Here is a 19,716-nt window from a genome sequence, read left to right as displayed (position 1 = left end):
AGAGGTAGAATCTGATATCTTGAGGAATTTCTGCTGTTACTTTCCCATATCTCGATTGAAGAAACCAAGTCTGGCTTGTTGGCTCTTAAAATTTCTATAAAGTCCAATCTCCATCGTTCGACCAGATCGACCAGGCCGAGTTCTGGATCATATTTTACTGATCCGTGCGCCAAGTATGTCAAATTTGGCTTATCTTGCGAGAGGGTAGAATATCTTATTCTACCCTTTTGATAGCTGAAACCCATTATCTTGACAGATGTCACTTCGGAGCCCCCTCCCATAATATTTCGACATCTCTACACACTCTATCCTTTTTTAATAGCCCAGGAAGCAAAAGAGGCGGCATTGGACGTGCCGCCTCTTTCGTCAAAGATTAGAAAAGACGCCCAATTCTCAGCTACACCCGCTCGTGGCCCCGCACGTATCGCACTTCTCGCAAGTGCCGTTCCGCACCATCGTGAAGTTATGGCATTCCGAGCATTCGTTGCCGGTGTAGCCCTGCATCAGTGATTGCTGGCGCCGGTTGGCGGCGAGCGCTTTGGCTTCGGCTGCTTCTTTCGCGGCCTCGTCGGTGAACAGCTCCGTCGGGTCGGAGGCTTCCGCGTAGACGATGTCCTCGACCAGTTCCCTGGCGCGCTCCTCGTAGTCGCGCTTGTAGGCGATGGCTTCGTCGCTGGCCGGCTTCAACGTCAGCACGTTGGAGCCGGAGAAGGCGGTTGGGGCGGTACGGGACGGAGTTCCGGAGCCCGCGCCGGCAAAGCCCTTGGGCTCGGCACTCATGCCCGACACCAGCTTGACCGGCGAGGCGCCGCGGGTCAGCCCCTTGGAGAAGGGCGTCGCCTTGCCTTCGTTGATGCCGCGCCCGAGCGCAGTCTTGTCGAAGTCCGACTGGTCGACATGGGCGAGGTCGTGGCGGCCGAGATAGGAGACGGCGAGTTCGCGGAAGACATAGTCAAGGATCGACGTGGCGTTCTTGATGGCGTCATTGCCCTGCACCATGCCGGCCGGCTCGAACTTGGTGAAGGTGAAGGCCTCGACATATTCGTCGAGCGGCACGCCATATTGCAGGCCGAGCGAGATGGCGATGGCGAAGTTGTTCATCATCGCCCGGAAGGCCGCACCTTCCTTGTGCATGTCGATGAAGATCTCGCCGATACGGCCGTCGTCGAACTCGCCGGTCCTGAGATAGACCTTGTGGCCGCCGACGACCGCCTTCTGGGTATAGCCCTTGCGGCGGTTCGGCAGTTTCTCGCGGTCGCGGTAGAGACGCTCGACGACGCGCTCGACGATCTTCTCGGTCACCTGAACGGCGCGCTGCGCGGCCGGTGCCGCGATCAGCTGCTCGACGGCTTCGTCCTCGTCCTCCTCGCCATCGGCGAGCAGCGAGGCATTGAGCGGCTGCGACAGCTTCGAGCCGTCGCGATAGAGCGCGTTGGCCTTGAGCGCCAGCTTCCACGACAGCATGTAGGCGCCCTTGGCGTCTTCCACCGTTGCGTCGTTCGGCATGTTGATGGTCTTGGAGATGGCGCCGGAGATGAAGGGCTGCGCCGCCGCCATCATCATGATGTGGCTGTTGATCGACAGCGAACGCTTGCCGATCTTGCCGCACGGGCTGGCGCAGTCGAACACCGGCAGGTGTTCGGCCTTCAGGAACGGCGCGCCTTCCAGCGTCATCGCCCCGCAGACATGGATGTTGGCGGCCTCGATATCTTTCTTCGAAAAACCAAGCGCCGGCAGCATCTCGAACGAGAAATCGTTGAGCTGCTCGTCGGTGAAGCCGAACGTCTCCTTCACCCAGTCGGCGCCCAGCGTCCACTGGTTGAAGACGAATTTGATGTCGAAGGCCGACTTCAATGCGGCGTTGAGCGCTGCGATCTTTTCGTCGGTAAAGCCTTTTGCCTTGAGCGAGCCGGGATTGATGCCCGGCGCCTGGTTGAGATTGCCGTGGCCGACGGCATAGGCCTCGATCTCGGCGATCTGGCTCTCGGAATAGCCGAGCGTGCGCAGCGCTTCGGGCACCGCGCGGTTGATGATCTTGAAATAACCGCCGCCGGCCAGCTTCTTGAATTTTACCAGCGCGAAGTCGGGCTCGATGCCGGTGGTGTCGCAATCCATCACCAGGCCGATCGTGCCGGTCGGTGCGATCACCGTTGCCTGTGCGTTGCGGTAGCCATGCTCCTCGCCAAGCTCGATGGCGCGGTCCCAGGCGGCCTTGGCATGGTCGGCAAGCTCCTGCTGCCTGAGATCCGAGGCGACCAGCGGCACCGGGTTGACGGCTAGCCTCTCGTAGCCGTCCCTTTCGCCATAGGCCGCGCGGCGGTGGTTGCGCATGACGCGCAGCATGTTCTGCGCGTTGCGGTCGTAGTCGGGGAAGGCGCCGAGCTCGGCGGCCATTTCGGCCGAAGTGGCATAGGCGGTGCCGGTCATGATCGCGGTGAGGGCGGCACAGATGGCGCGGCCCTCGCCGGAATCATAGGGAATGCCCGAGGTCATCAGCAGGCCGCCGATATTGGCGTAGCCGAGGCCGAGCGTGCGGTACTCGTAGGAAAGCTTGGCGATCTCCTTCGACGGGAACTGCGCCATCATGACGGAGATTTCCAGCACCATGGTCCACAGCCGCACCGTGTGCTCGTAGGCAGCGATGTCGATGGTGCCGTCGGCATTGCGGTAGGGCAGAAGGTTGATCGAGGCCAGGTTGCAGGCGGTGTCGTCGAGGAACATGTATTCCGAGCACGGGTTGGACGCCCGGATCGCACCGGCCGAGGCGCAAGTGTGCCAGTCGTTCATCGTCGTGTTGAAATGCAGGCCCGGATCGGCCGATGCCCAGGCGGCATAGCCGATCTTTTCCCAGAGATCGCGCGCCTTCAGCGTCTTCAGCACCTTGCCGTCCTTGCGGGCGGTAAGATGCCAGTCGCCGTCCTGCTCGACGGCGCGCAGGAAATCGTCCTTCAGCGACACCGAATTGTTGGAATTCTGGCCGGAAACCGTGAGATAGGCGTCCGAATCCCAGTCGGTGTCGTAGGTCTTGAACGACATCGAGGTGTAGCCCTGCTTTGCAAACTGGATGACGCGGTAGATGTAGTTCTCCGGCACCGCGTCCTTCTTGGCCGCCTTGATCTCGCGCTTCAGTGCGGTGTTGACCGCCGGGTCGAAGCAATCGTCGCCATTGCCTTCGCAGTTGATGCAGACCTTCATGATCGCTTCGAGATGCTTCTTGACGATCTTCGAGCCGGTGACCAGCGAGGCGACCTTCTGCTCCTCATTGACCTTCCAGTCGATGAATTCCTCGATATCTGGGTGATCGGCGTCGACGATGACCATTTTCGCGGCGCGACGCGTCGTGCCGCCCGACTTGATGGCGCCCGCCGCGCGGTCGCCGATCTTGAGGAAGCTCATCAGCCCCGACGAGCGGCCGCCGCCCGACAGCTTTTCGCCTTCGCCGCGCAGGAACGAGAAGTTGGAGCCGGTGCCGGAGCCATATTTGAACAGGCGCGCCTCACGCACCCACAAATCCATGATGCCGCCCTCGTTGACGAGGTCGTCCTGCACGCCCTGGATGAAGCAGGCATGCGGCTGCGGATGCTCGTAGGAAGACTTCGACTTGGTCAGCTTGCCGGTGAACGGGTCGACATAGAAGTGGCCCTGGCTCGGGCCGTCGATGCCATAGGCCCAGTGCAGGCCGGTGTTGAACCATTGCGGCGAGTTCGGCGCGACGCGCTGGGTGGCCAGCATATAGGCGAGCTCGTCGCGGAAGGCGCGCGCGTCTTCCTCCGACTTGAAGTAGCCGCCCTTCCAGCCCCAATAGGTCCAGGTACCGGCAAGCCGGTCGAAGACCTGGCGGGCGTCGGTCTCGGAACCGTAGCGCTCGGCTTCCGGCAGCTTGGCCAGTTCAGCCTCGTCGGCGACGGAGCGCCACAGGAAGGAGGGGACTTGCGTCTCTTCGACCTTCTTCAGCCGTGCCGGGACGCCCGCCTTGCGGAAATATTTCTGCGCCAGGATATCGGCGGCAACCTGGGAGAACTGCGCCGGCACGTCGATGTTGTCCAAGCGGAACACCACCGACCCATCCGGATTCTTGATCTCGGAAAGCGCCTTGCGGAATTCGATCTCCGCGTAAGCTGATTGCCCTGGCTTGGTGAAACGACGCTCGATGCGCATTGGTCCGGTCCCTTTTGTCTACATATAGCGCTTTTCCCAGAGGATTTCTGCCCTCGTGACGAAACGCGCATGGCCGCCGTCTGCCGGCGTTCGAAACCGCCGGCTCTCATAGTCACAGTCTCCGCGGCCCTGCCGGTCGAGCCTCTTGCGAGGCCGCTGTCCAACGCGCTCACGGACCCTGTGGGTCCCTCAAAACTGAAAACTTTTTGTAACGCCCTCGGTCGAGGGAAATTCACATTATCTAGCGTCGAACCTACCTGCAAACACTAAATATAGTGTTAACAGACAATTTATTCAAGTCCGACAATCCTCCCCTTTCGCCCCCCAAGGCTTCAAAATCCCACGCCTTCGCCGGCCTCGTAAACAGGCGGGAATGCGGATCAAAACGCACATATTCCGGGAAAAAGACCGGCCTCGAAACTTTTCCGGTCGCACTCTCAACAGGAGCGCATGGCCTATAAAAGGCGACTCGTTTTGCGCCGTCAAGGATTCGTTTGCGTAGCTTTTATGACCCCAACATCTTGTGTGTCACATATGTGGATAACGGGGACAGAAGCGCGCTGATTTCCGTTTTTGTAGCCACAAGCCTGGTGCCGACGCTCGAAGGCCTTCGCCGCAGCGAAGACCATGCCGACTCGGAAGCCATGTGCCGACTCAGTTGAAGCGATGCGGGTCAGCACCGAAATGGGCGATGATCTGACAAAGGTCGGGCTCGTTGACCATGCGTACCGCCTCGGCGGCCCTGACCCATTTGCGGATGCGCGCCCGCTTTTCCTTCCACCGGTCGGCGACCTTGTCGACGTGCAGCGGAAACACCAGCACCTCGCAGGGCACTTCCTCGCCGGACGCCAGCACCTTGGCATAGAAATAGCGGCCGGCCTCATGATGCGAGATCGTGCCGCGCAGCCCGGCCTCTTCGCCGGCCTCGCGCGCCGCTGCTTCGCAAAGCGGCTCCTTTGCTTCCGGCCAGCCCTTGGGAAGCACCCAGCGGCCGGTATCGCGGCTGGTGATCAACATGACCTCCACGCCGTCCTCGCTATCGCGCCAAGGCAGCGCTGCAACCTGCAGGCGGGACGGCACCGTGCCGAAGAGTCGCCGGACTCTTTCGGCCAGATGGTTGTGCGTCGTTGGCCTTGTCAACATCGGAGAAGCTTGCCCCAGCTTCCAGAATCGTTTGCCGTCTCGTGAATCTTACGGCTAATCATAAGCAATAAAAGTAAAAAACTTCGTGTGGACTGGTTAACCACTCCAATGGGCGTCGATTAAGGAAATATCGTGTGCCGGGGCCACTCCTTCAAGGAGTGCTCGACGCTGTCTTCCGACGGAAGCGGCGTTACCGCGAATCAGCCGGCGTGGTCGTCGGCGATCGGCTTTTGGTAGGTGAAGCCCATGTCCCAGGGAAAATAGATCCAGGTGTCCTGGCTGACCTCGGTAACGAAAGTGTCGACCATCGGCCTGCCTTTCGGCTTGGCATAGACGGTGGCGAAATGCGCCCTAGGCATCATCGCGCGCACGATGCCCGCCGTCTTGCCGGTGTCGGTGAGGTCGTCGATGATCAGCACGCCAGCGCCGTCATCGGCGAGCAGCGCCGGGGTGACCTCCTTCAGCACCTGCAACTGCCCCTGGCTGGTATAATCGTGATAGGAGGCAACGCAGACCGTCTCGATGATGCGGATGCCGAGCTCGCGCGAAATGATGGCGGCCGGAACCAGGCCGCCGCGCGTGATGCAGACGATTGCCTTCCATTGCCCCTTGTTGGCGCCGGCAAGCCGCCAGGCGAGCGCGCGTGCATCGCGGTGGAACTGGTCCCAGGAGACCGGGAAGGCTTTTTCGGGCAGGGACATCTTTCGCGCACTCCGCAAAGCGCGCATCGCGCGCAGACACTATGGAATGCGGGCGGAATTAACTGGAAAGGCTTGGCCTTGGCAAGGGCGCGGCAAAGCGATTGTCCAACCCGTGATCTCTATGAACTTACCGCGACAGGAAAGCCGCCACCGGCGCGGTGCGCAGCACCGTTCGCGTCACCCCGCCGAACAGCAGCTGGCGCAGCCAGGAATGGCTGTAGGCGCCGAGCACGAGCAGGTCCGCGCCCGATTCGGCGACCCTGGTCTGGATGATGTCGTCGACCGAGGCGCCGCCGGACCTCAGCACCGAGACGCTGACGGTCGCGCCGTGCCTGGACAGCGAGGCGGCGATCTCGGCGCCGGCCGTTTCCGGCGCCTCTTCGAGCGTATCCGGCGGGTCGATGACGACGATGTCCGTCTTCTCGGCCTCGATGATGAAGGGCAGGGCATCGAAGGCCGCGCGTGCGGCCTCCTTGCTGCCGTTCCAGGCGAGCAGCACGTGCTTGAAGCTGGTGACCAGCGGACCCGAATGCGGCACCACCAGCACCGGCCGGCCGGCATCGTAGACCAGCGTGTCGACGTCGGCGCTCGGATCGCCGCTCGATTCGCGCTGCGCGGCGATGATCAGATCCGCGGTGCGAACGGTCGAGATACCGGTCAGCGCACTGTCGCCGGAAAAACTCTCGAGGCTGCGCCACTCGAACGACAGGCCGGAATTCTCGACGCGTTTGTGAAAGGCGGCCTGCAACTTCTCGGCGCGCTCCCGGTTCATGTCGGCCGAAACCTGCAGGAACTCGGTGTCCGGAAAGCCGGTGGCCGAGGTGTAGGGCACGGGCAGCGCCTCGGCATGAATGCCGATCAGATGGCTCTGGAACCGGCTGGCCAGCGGGATCGCGCAGTCGAGAACGCGCTCGGCGTCCTGTTCATTCTGCAATATGGCAACAATGGTCTTGAAGCGCATGGGCAATCCCTCAGTTTTTCGGCGATCCCACTCGTGACAAACGTCACGGCGCGATGCTTGGTTCCGTCACGCCTGCCGATCAGCCCACCTTGCTTGCCTTGGTCAGGCCCGCCACCATAACCTCTACGTCGGCGCGCGCGGAGTCCAGCGCCTGCTGGCTGCGGGCGCGCACCACCAGTTCCGTCCAGAATTTGCCGTCGCCATATTTCGGGTAGGAGCCGATGATCGTATCCGGATGCGCCTTCTGGATATCGCCCAGCGGGCCGCCGATCAGGCCTTCACCGAACGGACATTCCACGGTTGCCGACAGCATTTTGGTGCCGGCCCGTAATGTCGGCACGACATTGTCGAGCATCGCCTGGAAAATCGCAGGCACGCCGGCCATGACATGGACGTTGCCGATGCGAAAGCCCGGCGCAACCGACACCGGGTTGTCGATGTGGTCTGCCCCGCGCGGCATCCGCGCCATGCGCTTGCGCGCTTCGGTGTATTCGATGCCGCGGGCAGCATAGCTTGCCTCCAGCAGGGCGTAGGCCCTGGCGTCGTATTCGCACGGCACGCCGAAGGCCTTGGCGATGGAATCGGCGGTGATGTCGTCATGCGTCGGGCCGATGCCGCCGGTGGTGAAGACATAGCTGTAGCGGGTGCGCAGCGCATTCACCGCAGCGACGATCTCGTCTTCCTCGTCCGCAACGATGCGCACTTCCTTCAGGTCGATGCCGATCGCCGTCATGATGTCGGCGAGGTGGCCGATGTTCTTGTCCTTGGTGCGGCCGGACAGAATCTCGTCGCCGATGACGAGCATGGCGGCGGTGACGATTTCGGTCATGGCAGGCTCCGGCAACGGGTCGCCTGAGATAGCGCGGCGAACGGCCGGCGGCAATGCCGCCAAACGACGGATCCACCTGTGCCACCTCCCTTGCAGTGGAACCTTCGGCGGGTGATGCTGCACCGGTTTGGGCCATGAGCAAGAACATGCCGGTATCGATTCTTCTATGGCTGCTCGGCGCGCTGTTTCTGCTGGCGCTCGTCGTGGCAGCTTATCCTGTGCTGGCGACGCTGCGGATTGCGGCGAAAGCCGAAAGGCTGGTGCCGGCCAGCGGTAAATTCATCGAGATCGACGGCAATCGCATCCATTATTTCGAGATGGGCGAGGGGCGGCCGATCGTCTTCCTGCACGGCCTCGGCGCGCAGCTTCATCAATTCCGCCACACGCTGTTCGGACGGTTCGGCCCGAACTATCGGCTGATCGCGCTCGACCGTCCGGGTTCCGGCTATTCAGTGCGGGCCTGGCGCGCCAGCGGGCGGCTGCCCGAGCAGGCCGAGATCGTGCGGCGTTTTATCGAGGCGCTTGTGCTGGAAAAGCCGCTGATCGTCGGCCATTCGCTGGGTGGCGCCATCGCGCTGACGCTGGCTGTCGAGCATCCCACCGCGATTTCCGGTATCGCCTTGCTGGCGCCGCTGACCCATCTGGAACCGGACGCGCGCGAGAAGTTCGGCCCGCTATACATTCAGTCGCCGCTGCGGCGCCGGATCATGGCTCACACGGTGGCGATCCCGGCGGCTCTCAGATACGCAGAACGCACGCTGGCCTTCATTTTTGCGCCGCAGGCGAGGCCGGCCGACTATATGATCGAGGGCGGCGGCTGGTGCGGGCTCAGGCCAAGCCATTTCTATGCAACGTCGACAGATGTCGTGGCCATCGAGCACGACCTTGGCCGTATCGAGCAACGCTATGGTGAGATCACCATGCCGGCCGGCATTCTGTTCGGTGCTTCCGATATCGTCCTGGGCATCGATATCCATGGCTGGCCGCTGATGGAAAAGATCAGCGGGCTCGATTTCGAGCCGGTCGAGGGGCTTGGCCATATGCCACAATTCGTCGGGCCGGAACGGGTCGTCGCTTTCATCGAACGCATTGCCGACCGCGCATTTGCGCCGAAGTCCGACACCAGCAGCTGACACCCTCCCGGAACCTCACGCAAAGGTGTGCAACCCGCCGCAGCCTCGGCCGGCAGGGTGCCTCGGGACATCCCGGCCGCCGGGAATACCTCCGAACTTATTCCTTCACGGCTCCGGTCATCGAGGAAACATAGTGCTCGACAAAGAACGAATAGAGCACCACCACCGGCAGCGAGCCGATCAGCGCTCCCGCCATCAGCGCCCCCCATTCATAGACGTCCGAGCGCACCAGTTCGGTGAGCACGCCGACCGGCACAGTCTTGTTTTCGGACGACTGGATGAAGGTCAAGGCGTAGATGAACTCGTTCCATGACAGCGTGAATGCGAAGATGCCCGCGGAAATCAGGCCCGGCACCGACAGCGGCAGCACGATCTTGGTGAGGATCTGCCAGCGGCTCGCCCCGTCGATCAGCGCGCATTCCTCCAGCTCGAACGGGATCGAGCGGAAGTAACCCATCAGCAGCCATGTGCAGAACGGGATCAGGAAGGTCGGATAGGTGAGGATGAGCGCGAAGGGCGTGTCGTAAAGCCCAAGGTTGAACACCATCACCGACAGCGGAATGAACAGGATCGACGGCGGCACGAGATAGGCCAGGAACACCGCGAGGCCGACCTGCCGCGCCCCGGAGAACCGCAAGCGTTCGATCGCATAGGCAGCGAACACTGCAGCCAGCAGCGACAGGAAAGTGGCGGCGGTCGAGATGATGATCGTGTTGAGCAGCCAGCCCGGATAGGACGTCTCGAAGAGAAGATAGCGGATATGCTCGAGCGTCGGATGCACCACCCAGAACGGATTGAAATTGGCGTAGTCGGTCATCTCGAGGTTGGGCTTAACCGCCGTGATCGTCATCCAGTAGAACGGAAACAACAGCACGATGACGAAAATCAGCAACGGCAGATAGACCGTCACCACGCGGCGCGGCACACTCTGCAGGTAGCCCATGCCGCCTTCGTCGAGTTCGGGGCGTTTGCTCGTTTCGATCGCGGTCATGTCAATCTCCGCCGCCCTGCTGCCATTTGCGGCGTTGCAGGCCAAAGTAGCTGAACAGGATCGCCGCCAGCAGGAACGGGATCATGGCGACTGCGATCGCGGCGCCTTCGCCAAGCTGGCCTCCGGAAATGCCGCGCTGGAACGACAGCGTCGCCATCAGATGGGTGGCGTTCACCGGCCCGCCGCGCGTCAGCACATAGATCAGCTGGAAATCGGTGAAGGTGAACAGCACCGAAAACGTCATGGTTATGGCGATGATCGGCGTCAGCAGCGGCAGCGTCACATAGCGGAACAATTGCCAGCGGCTGGCGCCGTCGAGCGTGGCGGCCTCGTAGAGCGACTGCGGAATCGTCTGCAGGCCGGCAAGCAGCGTGATCGCCACGAAAGGAATGCCGCGCCAGACATTGGCGGCGATGACCGAAGCGCGCGCATTCTCCGGATCGCCGAGGAAGTTGATGCGATGGTCGATCAGGCCCATTTCCATAAGCGCCCAGGACAGGATCGAGAACTGCGAATCGTAGATCCACCAGAAGGCGATGGCCGACAGCACCGTCGGCACCACCCAGGGCAGCAGGACGATCGCGCGGAAGAACGACTTGAACGGCAGGTTCTGGTTGAGGATAAGCGCCAGCCAGAGGCCTAGCGCAAACTTCAGGATCGAGGCGCTGATCGTGTAGAGCAAGGTGTTGAAGACGGAGAGCCAGAAGACGGCGTCATCCCACAGATATTCGTAGTTCTCGATGCCGATGAAGATGCCGGGGCGGCCGATGCGGGCATCGGTGAAGCCGAGCCAGACGCCGAGCCCGAGCGGATAGGTTAGGAAGACCAGCAGCAGCGCCGCCGCCGGCAGCATGAAGCCGAAGCCAAGCGCGTTATGACTTTCAGACACGAACGTCAAAATGCGCGACAGCGTCGACCGGGGTGGCTGAGCGGCAGCGGAGGTCACGGCCATGGGTCGGCTCCTCTAAGTCTCATTGATCGGCCAGGCGGCCATGCGCGATTCGAAGCCGGGCAGCATGGCTGCCCGGCTGAATCCGCTCAAACGCGATAGTAGCGGTTTGCGCGCTTCTCGGCTTCTGCCATCGCTTCTTGCGGCGTCGCCTGGCCTGTCACCGCCTTGGCGAACATGTCGACCAGCACATAGTCGGCCATGGTCGCCGCCGAAGCATAGCCGAGCGGGCCGGCATAGCCGTTGGGCCGCAGCGTCGCCGAGGCCTTGGCGTAGGCGGCATTGTTCGGATCGGCCGTCCACACCGGGTTGTTGTCGAAGGCTTTGAGCGTCTGGCAGCAATAGCCCGCCGAGGACGTGATCCACTGCGACATTTGCTGTTCCTCGAACATGAACTGCAGATAGGCTTTGGCCGCATTGGGGTAGGGCGTGTAGTCGAAGATCACGGCCGTGGTCACCTGGAACAGCTCGACGGATTTCCCGACAGGACCGATCGGCAGGTTGGTCGTGCGCGTGTCCTTGGCGATTTCGGTCAGTTTCGGATCCTTGTCCTTGTTGATCTTGGCGGTGTTGTAGGCGGAAATGCCATTGGCGATCACGCTCAATTCGCCGGCCAGGTAGGCGCGGTTGTTGTTGACGTCGAGCCAGCTTTCGGTACCGGGAATGAAGGTCTTGTAGAGCTGTTGCGCGTATTCGATCGCCTTCAGCGTCTCGGGGCTGTTGATCGTCACCTTGCCGCTCTCGTCGACCATCTGGCCGCCATGGCTCCATAGCAGCCAGTGGGCGTAGTTGTTGCCGTCGCCGACGCCGTGGCCATGCGTGAAGCCGGCCGGGTGTCCCTTCGCCTGCAATGCCTTGCAAAGCTCGAGCAAGCCTGCCGTGTCCTTCGGAAATTCGGAGAAGCCGGCCTCCTTCACCCAGCTTTCACGATAGACGATGGCATTGCCGATGGTGGCCAGCGGCAGGCCGAGGAATTTGCCTTGCCGTGTCGCATATTGCTTCGGTCCATCGTGCCAGCCGCCATATTTCGAGCCGAGATATTCGCCCAGTTCCGTCACGTCATGCAGCTTGTCGGGATATTGATGCGGGTCGTCGAACCAGACCAACATCAAGTCCGGGCCGGAGCCGACATTGGCGGCGACCGCTGCCTTGGGACGGATGTCCTCCCAGCTTTCCTTGTCGACGCGGACCTCGACACCGGTCGCTTCGGTGAAGCGCTTGGTGTTGGCCAGCCATTGATCCTCGTCGCCCTGCACGAAGGGCGACCAGCGCAGCAGCCTGAGCTTGGCGCCGTCCTCGGGCTTGTACTTGAATCCCTCCTGGGCAAAGGCGGGAGAGCCGATGAGCCGGCTTCCCAAGGCTCCCGCCGCAGCGCCGGCGGTGGTGCGGATCACGTCGCGTCTGGTGAATTTCATGCTCGCTTCCTCCTGCTTATTGTCCGTGCCGTCCTACTGCTTGATGGGTGTTTCGAACCGCTGTCCGGTTTTGCCGTGAAAGAGATGGATGAGGCCAGGCTCGGCCGTAAGCCGGATGGTTTCGCCCGGCGTGAAGGAATGCCGTTCCCGGAAATTGGCGACGATCTCCTCGCCGCCGGCGGTTCGGCCGATGAGCTGCACTTCGGACCCTGTCGGCTCGACCACCACGACAGTGACCGGAATGCCCTGATTGTCGGATAGCCGCAAATGCTCGGGCCGTATCCCCAGCACGACCGGCTCACCATTGCCGATGGAAAGTGCCGAGGCCAACGGGACCGAAATCCCTCCGGCGCCGCGAAACGACGGCGAGCCGTCGCTTACGATCTCGCCCCTCAGCATGTTCATGGCGGGCGAGCCGATGAAGCTGGCGACAAAAAGATTGTTCGGCCGGTCGTAGAGTTCGAGCGGCGGCCCGATCTGCTCGACGATGCCGTCGTGCATGACGACGATCTTGTCGGCCATGGTCATCGCCTCGATCTGGTCGTGGGTGACGTAGACCGTCGTCGTCTTCAGGCGCTGATGCAGTTCCTTGATCTCGGCGCGCATCTGCACCCTGAGCTTGGCGTCGAGATTGGACAGCGGCTCGTCGAACAGGAAAACCTGCGGGTCACGTACGATCGCCCGGCCCATGGCGACGCGCTGGCGCTGGCCGCCGGAAAGCTGGCGCGGATAGCGGTCGAGCAGCGGCACCAGTCCCAGGATTTCTGCCGCGCGCCGCACGCCGGCATCGCTCTCCGTCTTGGGAACGCCCTTGAGCATCAGCGAGAACGCCATGTTCTCGGCGACCGTCATATGCGGGTAGAGCGCATAGTTCTGGAAAACCATGGCGACGTCGCGCTCTTTTGGCGCAACGTTGTTGACGATACGTTTGCCGATCGCGATCTGGCCGCGCGAGATCTTTTCCAGGCCGGCGATCATCCTGAGCAGGGTCGACTTTCCGCAACCCGAAGGACCGACCAACGTGACGAACTCGCCGTCGTTTATATCGACGCTGACCCCGTGCAGGACCTCGACGGTCCCAAATGACTTGTAGACATCGCCGATTGCGACAGACGCCATCGATCTCCTCCCGACTGATTCCTGCAACGACTTCGAAGGAAACCGCTTTCTTGCCTGGCCCGCGACAGCGCCCAGGCTCCTCCCCGGTCACGCGCGATGTGAGACGGTAGCGCTACCAAACCGACCTGTAAAGCACGCCGGCATCACCTGGATATCGACACACCCTAATCCGAAACCTCGGTCTGCGGCCGGTCGCGGCCGTCGGCGAGCTCGTCGTGCCATTTGCCGTCGGCGTCCTCGTACTGGATGCCGTCGGTGTTGCCGGCGACCTGCTGTTCGGCGGAAGCGATCTCGGCGGCGCGCAACGCGTCCTGATGGGTGGGGAACGTTTCGGAGAATGTCGAGCCGACCTTGTAGGCCCAGCCTCCATCATGCTCGACGATCTTGTAGGTCAGTTTCGCCATGAAACCCTCCGGTTGAAAGCCCGTTGCCTCAATGCAGCCTGTCATCGGCCAGTCTGTCGTCTGGCGGCTTGTCGTCCGTAACCAGCACGTCCGATTCCCTGGCGGCTTCGATCAGTGCCCGGCGTGCATCGGCCGTCGAACGATAACCTTCCAGCACTTTTAGGCAAGTGTCGAGGGCATCACGATGACGCGGCCCGCGATTGAGTGGCCAGACCGTCATCAGGCACTCCGCCGCCTCCTGGGCGCTGCGGATATGCCGATATTTGCCGACATGGCCGAGTTCGACCACGACCGGCTTTTCAAATGGCTTGCTGTCCATCATCGCCGCCAACGCGGAGCGGCCGATTTGGTTGCAACAGCTATTTTAGCTCGGGCGAAAATACCTCAATAGCCGCAGTCGTTGCGCAGCCAGCGCGCATTCGCCCAGCCGGCGCGGCCGCCGAAATCGACCTGGTACCAGTTTCCGCGACGGTCAAAGATCTCGGTTTGGTCGCCGTTGAACAATTGCCCGATCATGCGCGACGACGAGTTCGGCCGGGCCCGAACGGCGAGAAAGCCGCTTCCCGTTGCCAGATTGTAGTGCCTGGAAAGACCGTGCACCGTGCCTTCGCAATATTGCGCCCCGGCCGGCGTCGATGTGGCAAACGACAGCCCGGCCAAAACCGCGGCAGCAGCCGCAATGGAAATCCCCCTGAACGACATGTCTCTGCTCCCCCAACCTGCCGCGCCCAGCCGCGGCCCTCGCCACTCTACACCGGCAGAGGATCAAAGCGAAGCTATGGTTCCCTGTCCAGCGAGGTGAGAACCCGCCCCGTCAGTTCGCCGCCTTCATCCAATGCTGCATCGTCGTCACCGAGCGGGCAAGCTGCGGCGCCGGGTGGATTTTTTCGCCGAAGGTGGCCGCGGCGCGCCAGCCCCAGCGCGGATCGGCAAGGAAGGCGCGCGCCAGCGCCACCATGTCGGCGCGCCCATCGGCGACGATCGCCTCGGCCTGTTTCGGATCGTCGATCAGGCCCACGGCCCGCGTCGCGATGCCGGCGCCCTTGCGCACCGCTTCCGCCAGATGCACCTGGTAGCCGGGTCCGGACGGCAGCTTCTGCAACGGCGAATTGCCGCCGCTCGAGCAGCAGAGATAGGCGACGCCGACTTCCTTCAGCGCTTTTGCCGCTTCGATCGCATCCTCGACGTCGAAGCCGCCATCGACCCATTCCTTGATCGACAGCCGCGCGCCCAGCATCAGCCTGGGCACCGCCTTCTTCACCGCCTTGGCGATCTCGACGGCGAAACGCATGCGGTTTTCCAGCGAGCCGCCCCAGCGGTCGGTGCGCCGGTTGGAAAGCGGCGACAGGAACTGGAAGATCAGATAGCCATGCGCGGCATGCAGCTCGATGAAGTCGAAGCCGGCCCGCTCGGCCCGCCGTGCCGCTTCGGCGAAGCGTTCGATGATTTGCAGGATCTCGTCATCCTCCAGCGCCCGCGGCACCTGCCAGCCGGTGTCGTAGGCGATTGCCGAGGCCGACACGATCGGCCACGGATCCTGATCGGCATTCAGCGGTCCGCCGCCCTCCCAGGGTTTCCGGTTGGAGGCCTTGCGGCCGGCATGGGCAAGCTGAGTGCCGAATTTCGTGCCCGGCGCGGCGACGCGCTTGGCTGCATTCAGCGTGCGCCGCGCCGCCGCCTCATTGTCCTCGGAGTAAAGGCCGAGGCAGCCATGCGAGATGCGGCCGCGCCGTTCGACCTCGGTCATCTCGACGGTGACCATGCCGGCACCCGACATCGCCAGGTTCATCCAGTGATAGAGGTGCCAATCGCTGGCCGAGCCGTCCTCGGCCGAATACTGGCACATCGGCGCGACCGCGATGCGGTTGGGGAAGGTGAGGCCGTCGAGGGTGATCGGCTGGAAAAGAGATGAGGTCATAAAAAACTCCGGAAAGGGTTGCCGCTATTTAGGCAGGCACTTGCAGATGCGCCAGACACGAGAGGGTGAACCGGCGCACTGGACCAATTGGTAGCCGGATTGCAAGAACCGCCGTTCGCGGCTACGCCTTGCCGCGGCAGCAGGGAGTCCACCATGGAAGATCGCATTCGCATCCGCTCGGAGGAAGTCCTGTCCGACGAATGGGCGGTTTTGAAAAAGACCGTCTTCGACTACCGCCGGCGCGACGGCAAATGGGAAACGCATACCCGCCAGACCTACGATCGCGGCGACGGCGCGGTGATCCTGCCTTTCGATCCCGAGCGCTCGACTGTGCTTCTGGTGCGGCAGTTCCGCTACCCCGCCTACGTCACCGGCCACAAGGAGCCGCTGATCGAGGCCTGCGCCGGCCTGCTCGACGAAGACGATCCCGAAACCTGTATCCGCAAGGAGGCCGAGGAGGAACTCGGCTATCGGCTGAAGGACGTGCAGCGGCTGTTTTCGCCCTATATGAGCCCCGGCAGCGTCACCGAGCGGCTCTGGTTCTTCGTCGCTCGCTACTCGCCCGCCGACCGCATTTCCGACGGCGGTGGCGCCCATGACGAAGGCGAGGACATCGAGGTTCTCGAAATGCCGCTCGACGAGGCGCTGGCCGGCATCCACGACGGTCGGATCATCGACGCCAAGACCATTATGCTGATCCAGCATTTGAAGCTGAACCCGATTGGGGTGTGAGGGGCCCAGAACTGGGTCGAGCGCCCGGTCTCCAGTTACGGAGACTATCAAACGAGACCAAATCTGGTGCGGACGACGGGAATCGAACCCGTACGATCAGAGATCGAGGGATTTTAAGTCCCTTGCGTCTACCAATTCCGCCACGTCCGCAGGCCAGCCCTTTTCAGCCGCCAGCCAAAGGCCGTCAAGCCGTCTTCTGCCGTAGAGAAATCCGGCACTGGAAGCTAGGCGAGGGCCAATCACCCACAGAGATACAAACAAAATCGTTTCACCTGGAGATGTTTTTTAGCGGCAGCTTCCGAGGCTACCGCGAATGCGTGTCCCCCGTTCGCAGGATGCGTTCGGGCGCTCTGGCCTGATAGACTCCAATCGGCAAGTGGATCGGCGCGCCGATACTCGACGCCGTCGTCTACAGACACTGGGAGATTGTCATGCTCAAGCTTGCCTCTGCCCTGGCACTGCTGCTTGTTGGGACGGCGCCTCTGTTTGCCGATGAGATGCCGATGAACCCCAAAGACATCAAATGGGATCCTGCTCCTGCTGTCATTCCCGCTGGGGCGGAAATGGCTGTTGTCGCGGGAGATCCCTCAAAGGACGGCGCCTTTGTGCTGCGGTTGAAGACACCCGCCGGCTACAAAATTGCCGCACATAATCATCCCACCACGGAATACGTAACGGTGCTTTCCGGCAACTTCCATGTTGGAATGGGCGATAAGTTCGACGAGGCGAAAGGCGTCGAACTGACTGCTGGCGGCTTCGGCGTCGCGCCGGCCGGAATGAATCACTTCGCCTGGACGACAAGCGAAACGATCATCCAGGTTCATGGCGAGGGGCCATTCAAGATCACCTACGTCAACCCGGCAGACGATCCGAGCAAGAAGTGACAGTTCGCGATCGAATTGATTGAACCGGCCGAAGGCTCGAACGATGGAGTGCGTCAAACTCCGCGAGCGTCGATTCAGAAGGATCCTCTAACGAGACGAAGGCTGATTGGCCGCAACGGAATCGTATTCCGCCTGGGCCATTTGCCATGAATGGCGCAATAACAAAAAAACCCGCCTCGGGAGGACGGGTCGTTGGAGCCAATTGGCACCATACCCAAATTAGTAGCATAGCTGCCGGCACAAAGCAAGAACAAAGTTGCTGCGGCCGGCACAAAATGCCCTTGGCGATTGGCGAAAGCCATGGCGCATCGATCTCCCTCCTTGAGGGGGAGATGGCAAGTTGTGGCAAGAGGGCAGGCCAGGGGGGTCGTCGCGCGTCGAGCGCCAGCCCGTTTTGTTCGCGGCAACGGTTCGCGTCAGGACGTCCCGACCCCCTCTGTCGCCTTCGGCGACATCTCCCCCTCGAGGGGGGAGATCTGCAACTTCGCCGTCGGCGCTTACTTCCTCGCTGGTCAAAATCCTCGCAGCTTGGCACAGTCGGGCAAAGAGGAGCCTGTTGATGCCGAAGACCGCCAATGCGACGAAACCAAAACCCTGGGCCGAGATGGCGACGCATCTGGTCGATGTGGCCATGGGCCGCAAGCCCGCCGATCTCGTCATCCGCAACGGGCGCTGGGTCAACGTTCATTCGGGCGAGATCATCGCCGGCACCGATGTCGCCATCGCTGGCGGCCGCTTCGCCTATTGCGGGCCGAATGCCGGCCATGCCATCGGCCAGGGCACCAAGGTGGTCGATGCCGGCGGCCGCTATCTGGTGCCGGGGCTTTGCGACGCGCATATGCATGTCGAGAGCGGCATGGTGACGGTGACGGAATTTTGCCGCGCGGTGATCCCGCATGGCACCACCTCGATGTTCATCGATCCGCATGAGATCGCCAATGTGCTCGGCCTTCAGGGCGTGCGGCTGATGCATGACGAGGCGGTCGCCATGCCGGTCAACGTGCATGTGCAGATGCCGTCCTGCGTGCCGTCGGCGCCGGGGCTGGAGCATGCCGGCGCCGAGCTGACCGTCGCCGACGTTGCCGAGGCGATGACCTGGGAGAACATCATCGGGCTCGGCGAGGTGATGAATTTTCCGGGCGTCGCCGCCAACGATCCGGTGATGTCGGGCGAGATCGCGGCGACGGTGAGGGCCGGCAAGACGGTCGGCGGGCATTATGCCTCGCGCGATCTCGGCCTGCCGTTCCATGGCTATGTCGCCGGCGGCCCGGAGGACGACCACGAAGGCACGCGCGCCGAGGACGCCATCGCCCGCGTCCGCCAGGGCATGAAGGCGATGCTGCGGCTGGGCTCGGCCTGGTACGACGTGGCATCGCAGATCAAGGCGGTGACGGAGAGCGGGCTCGACCCGCGCAACTTCATCCTGTGCACCGACGACAGCCATTCCGGCACGCTGGTGCATGAAGGCCACATGGACCGGGTCGTGCGCCACGCCATCAGCCAGGGCTTGAAGCCGGTGACGGCGATCCAGATGGCGACGCTCAACACCGCCCAGCATTTCAAGCTGGAACGCGAGATCGGCTCGATCGCGCCTGGGCGGCTCGCCGATCTGCTGATCGTCTCCGACCTGGCCGAAATGACCATCGACGAGGTCTATGGCCGCGGCGTCAGGCTGGCCAAGGGCGGCAAGCTCGAAATCGACATTCCGGCCTACGACTATCCGCGGACGGCGAAGAACACCGTTAAGCTCGGCAAGAAGCTCAAATCCGGCGATTTCAACATCGCCGCACCCATGGGCGCCAACGAGGTGCGGGTACGCGTCATCGGCGTCATCGAGAACCAGGCGCCGACGCGGGCGCTGGAGGCCGATCTTGCCGTCGAGGACGGGCTGGTCGCCATGGACCGCCGCAACGACGTTTGTCAGATCGCATTGGTCGAGCGTCACAAGGGCACCGGCGGCGTCACCAACGCCTTCGTCTCCGGCTTCGGCTATATCGGCGACTGCGCCATGGCCTCCAGCGTGGCGCACGATGCCCACCACATCATCGTCGTCGGCACCAACAAGCAGGATATGGCCCTGGCCGTGAACCGGCTGGGCGAGGTCGGCGGCGGCGTCGTGCTGTTCTCCAAGGGCAAGGAACTGGCGCTGGTCGAAATGCCGATCGCCGGGCTGATGTCGAACGAGCGGGCGGAAATCGTCGCCGCCAAGGCGGACAAACTCAGCGACGCCATGCGCCAGATGGGCTGCTCACTCAACAACGCCTACATGCAGCACTCGCTGCTGGCGCTGGTCGTCATCCCCGAGCTCAGGATTTCCGACGTCGGCCTGATCGACGTGACGACGTTCCAGAAGGTTGATCTGTTCGTCTGAATGCCGCC

General features: G+C 62.4%; 17 protein-coding genes and 1 tRNA gene. 4 read left to right on the top strand and 14 right to left on the bottom strand.

The annotated features are described in order from the left end of the window. Positions 1-393: 393 nt before the first annotated feature. From NKJ93_RS03750 to NKJ93_RS03730, 5 genes are all read right to left on the bottom strand, one after another. Positions 394-4,158: a vitamin B12-dependent ribonucleotide reductase gene (locus NKJ93_RS03750; RefSeq protein ID WP_352587664.1), complete on the bottom strand. Its 3,765-nt coding sequence runs from the start codon at positions 4,156-4,158 to the stop codon at positions 394-396. Between the two features lie 654 nt (positions 4,159-4,812). Beyond that, a complete protein-coding gene (locus NKJ93_RS03745; RefSeq protein ID WP_352587661.1) occupies positions 4,813-5,301 on the bottom strand; it encodes an NUDIX hydrolase in 489 nt (162 codons plus the stop codon). A gap of 200 nt (positions 5,302-5,501) precedes the next feature. Then, complete coding sequence (gene gpt / locus NKJ93_RS03740; protein ID WP_352481145.1) at positions 5,502-6,002, bottom strand: xanthine phosphoribosyltransferase; 501 nt, start codon at positions 6,000-6,002, stop codon at positions 5,502-5,504. Positions 6,003-6,129: 127 nt separating this feature from the next. Beyond that, entirely contained in the window at positions 6,130-6,963 is an 834-nt protein-coding gene (locus tag NKJ93_RS03735; protein WP_023717430.1) for a universal stress protein, read from the bottom strand. Positions 6,964-7,042: 79 nt separating this feature from the next. Next, on the bottom strand, positions 7,043-7,792 hold the full coding sequence (locus NKJ93_RS03730) for a competence/damage-inducible protein A (protein ID WP_352481143.1): 750 nt from the start codon (positions 7,790-7,792) through the stop codon (positions 7,043-7,045). 146 nt (positions 7,793-7,938) lie between these two features. Here NKJ93_RS03730 and NKJ93_RS03725 point away from each other — a divergent pair, with 146 nt between their 5' ends. Then, the gene (locus NKJ93_RS03725; protein WP_352495825.1) at positions 7,939-8,925 is read left to right on the top strand and encodes an alpha/beta fold hydrolase; all 987 of its coding nucleotides are present in this window, start codon (positions 7,939-7,941) and stop codon (positions 8,923-8,925) included. 97 nt (positions 8,926-9,022) lie between these two features. Here the strand turns inward: NKJ93_RS03725 and NKJ93_RS03720 are convergent, their stop codons facing one another. The 8 genes from NKJ93_RS03720 to NKJ93_RS03685 all read right to left on the bottom strand — a co-directional run bounded on the left by NKJ93_RS03720 (position 9,023) and on the right by NKJ93_RS03685 (position 15,721). Then, positions 9,023-9,916, bottom strand: a complete 894-nt coding sequence (locus tag NKJ93_RS03720) for a carbohydrate ABC transporter permease (protein WP_023717433.1) — start codon at positions 9,914-9,916, stop codon at positions 9,023-9,025. Between the two features lies 1 nt (position 9,917). Then, entirely contained in the window at positions 9,918-10,769 is an 852-nt protein-coding gene (locus NKJ93_RS03715; protein WP_376705884.1) for a carbohydrate ABC transporter permease, read from the bottom strand. A 185-nt stretch (positions 10,770-10,954) separates the two neighbouring features. Then, positions 10,955-12,280, bottom strand: coding sequence for an ABC transporter substrate-binding protein (locus NKJ93_RS03710; protein ID WP_023717435.1), 1,326 nt, complete (start codon positions 12,278-12,280; stop codon positions 10,955-10,957). A 33-nt stretch (positions 12,281-12,313) separates the two neighbouring features. Then, positions 12,314-13,399, bottom strand: a complete 1,086-nt coding sequence (locus NKJ93_RS03705; RefSeq protein ID WP_023717436.1) for an ABC transporter ATP-binding protein — start codon at positions 13,397-13,399, stop codon at positions 12,314-12,316. Between the two features lie 164 nt (positions 13,400-13,563). Beyond that, the gene (locus tag NKJ93_RS03700; protein WP_023674770.1) at positions 13,564-13,803 is read right to left on the bottom strand and encodes a DUF2188 domain-containing protein; all 240 of its coding nucleotides are present in this window, start codon (positions 13,801-13,803) and stop codon (positions 13,564-13,566) included. 28 nt (positions 13,804-13,831) lie between these two features. Further along, the gene (locus NKJ93_RS03695; RefSeq protein WP_031193527.1) at positions 13,832-14,125 is read right to left on the bottom strand and encodes a DUF982 domain-containing protein; all 294 of its coding nucleotides are present in this window, start codon (positions 14,123-14,125) and stop codon (positions 13,832-13,834) included. A gap of 62 nt (positions 14,126-14,187) precedes the next feature. Next, positions 14,188-14,505, bottom strand: coding sequence for an SH3 domain-containing protein (locus NKJ93_RS03690; protein WP_023717438.1), 318 nt, complete (start codon positions 14,503-14,505; stop codon positions 14,188-14,190). A gap of 112 nt (positions 14,506-14,617) precedes the next feature. Continuing rightward, the gene (locus NKJ93_RS03685; RefSeq protein ID WP_352481138.1) at positions 14,618-15,721 is read right to left on the bottom strand and encodes an NADH:flavin oxidoreductase/NADH oxidase; all 1,104 of its coding nucleotides are present in this window, start codon (positions 15,719-15,721) and stop codon (positions 14,618-14,620) included. 153 nt (positions 15,722-15,874) lie between these two features. Here NKJ93_RS03685 and NKJ93_RS03680 point away from each other — a divergent pair, with 153 nt between their 5' ends. Beyond that, positions 15,875-16,453, top strand: coding sequence for an NUDIX domain-containing protein (locus tag NKJ93_RS03680; RefSeq protein WP_023717440.1), 579 nt, complete (start codon positions 15,875-15,877; stop codon positions 16,451-16,453). A gap of 64 nt (positions 16,454-16,517) precedes the next feature. On the opposite strand, the gene NKJ93_RS03675 is transcribed toward NKJ93_RS03680, so the two are convergent. Continuing rightward, positions 16,518-16,603 (bottom strand) — tRNA-Leu (locus tag NKJ93_RS03675). 281 nt (positions 16,604-16,884) lie between these two features. Here NKJ93_RS03675 and NKJ93_RS03670 point away from each other — a divergent pair. After that, positions 16,885-17,337, top strand: a complete 453-nt coding sequence (locus NKJ93_RS03670; RefSeq protein WP_352587657.1) for a cupin domain-containing protein — start codon at positions 16,885-16,887, stop codon at positions 17,335-17,337. 559 nt (positions 17,338-17,896) lie between these two features. Next, a complete protein-coding gene (gene ade, locus NKJ93_RS03665; protein WP_352587654.1) occupies positions 17,897-19,708 on the top strand; it encodes an adenine deaminase in 1,812 nt (603 codons plus the stop codon). The last annotated feature ends 8 nt before the right edge of the window (positions 19,709-19,716 follow it).

Origin of the sequence: Mesorhizobium sp. M0028, from assembly GCF_040323855.1 — a bacterium.
Taxonomy (GTDB): domain Bacteria; phylum Pseudomonadota; class Alphaproteobacteria; order Rhizobiales; family Rhizobiaceae; genus Mesorhizobium.
The sequence above is the reverse complement of the archived record's forward strand: the minus strand, read 5'-3'. Positions and strand labels throughout refer to the sequence as shown.

What these genes read in the sequence shown, in the direction of transcription:
- ade (WP_352587654.1), top strand. Translation starts at nt 17,897, where the DNA reads ATGCCGAAGACCGCCAATGCGACGAAACCAAAACCCTGGGCCGAGATG.
- NKJ93_RS03680 (WP_023717440.1), top strand. Translation starts at nt 15,875, where the DNA reads ATGGAAGATCGCATTCGCATCCGCTCGGAGGAAGTCCTGTCCGACGAA.
- NKJ93_RS03750 (WP_352587664.1), bottom strand. Translation starts at nt 4,158, where the DNA reads ATGCGCATCGAGCGTCGTTTCACCAAGCCAGGGCAATCAGCTTACGCG.
- NKJ93_RS03715 (WP_376705884.1), bottom strand. Translation starts at nt 10,769, where the DNA reads ATGCTGCCGGCGGCGGCGCTGCTGCTGGTCTTCCTAACCTATCCGCTC.
- NKJ93_RS03670 (WP_352587657.1), top strand. Translation starts at nt 16,885, where the DNA reads ATGCTCAAGCTTGCCTCTGCCCTGGCACTGCTGCTTGTTGGGACGGCG.
- NKJ93_RS03710 (WP_023717435.1), bottom strand. Translation starts at nt 12,280, where the DNA reads ATGAAATTCACCAGACGCGACGTGATCCGCACCACCGCCGGCGCTGCG.
- NKJ93_RS03720 (WP_023717433.1), bottom strand. Translation starts at nt 9,916, where the DNA reads ATGACCGCGATCGAAACGAGCAAACGCCCCGAACTCGACGAAGGCGGC.
- NKJ93_RS03685 (WP_352481138.1), bottom strand. Translation starts at nt 15,721, where the DNA reads ATGACCTCATCTCTTTTCCAGCCGATCACCCTCGACGGCCTCACCTTC.
- NKJ93_RS03725 (WP_352495825.1), top strand. Translation starts at nt 7,939, where the DNA reads ATGCCGGTATCGATTCTTCTATGGCTGCTCGGCGCGCTGTTTCTGCTG.
- NKJ93_RS03730 (WP_352481143.1), bottom strand. Translation starts at nt 7,792, where the DNA reads ATGACCGAAATCGTCACCGCCGCCATGCTCGTCATCGGCGACGAGATT.
- NKJ93_RS03690 (WP_023717438.1), bottom strand. Translation starts at nt 14,505, where the DNA reads ATGTCGTTCAGGGGGATTTCCATTGCGGCTGCTGCCGCGGTTTTGGCC.
- NKJ93_RS03705 (WP_023717436.1), bottom strand. Translation starts at nt 13,399, where the DNA reads ATGGCGTCTGTCGCAATCGGCGATGTCTACAAGTCATTTGGGACCGTC.
- NKJ93_RS03745 (WP_352587661.1), bottom strand. Translation starts at nt 5,301, where the DNA reads ATGTTGACAAGGCCAACGACGCACAACCATCTGGCCGAAAGAGTCCGG.
- NKJ93_RS03735 (WP_023717430.1), bottom strand. Translation starts at nt 6,963, where the DNA reads ATGCGCTTCAAGACCATTGTTGCCATATTGCAGAATGAACAGGACGCC.
- NKJ93_RS03700 (WP_023674770.1), bottom strand. Translation starts at nt 13,803, where the DNA reads ATGGCGAAACTGACCTACAAGATCGTCGAGCATGATGGAGGCTGGGCC.
- NKJ93_RS03695 (WP_031193527.1), bottom strand. Translation starts at nt 14,125, where the DNA reads ATGATGGACAGCAAGCCATTTGAAAAGCCGGTCGTGGTCGAACTCGGC.
- gpt (WP_352481145.1), bottom strand. Translation starts at nt 6,002, where the DNA reads ATGTCCCTGCCCGAAAAAGCCTTCCCGGTCTCCTGGGACCAGTTCCAC.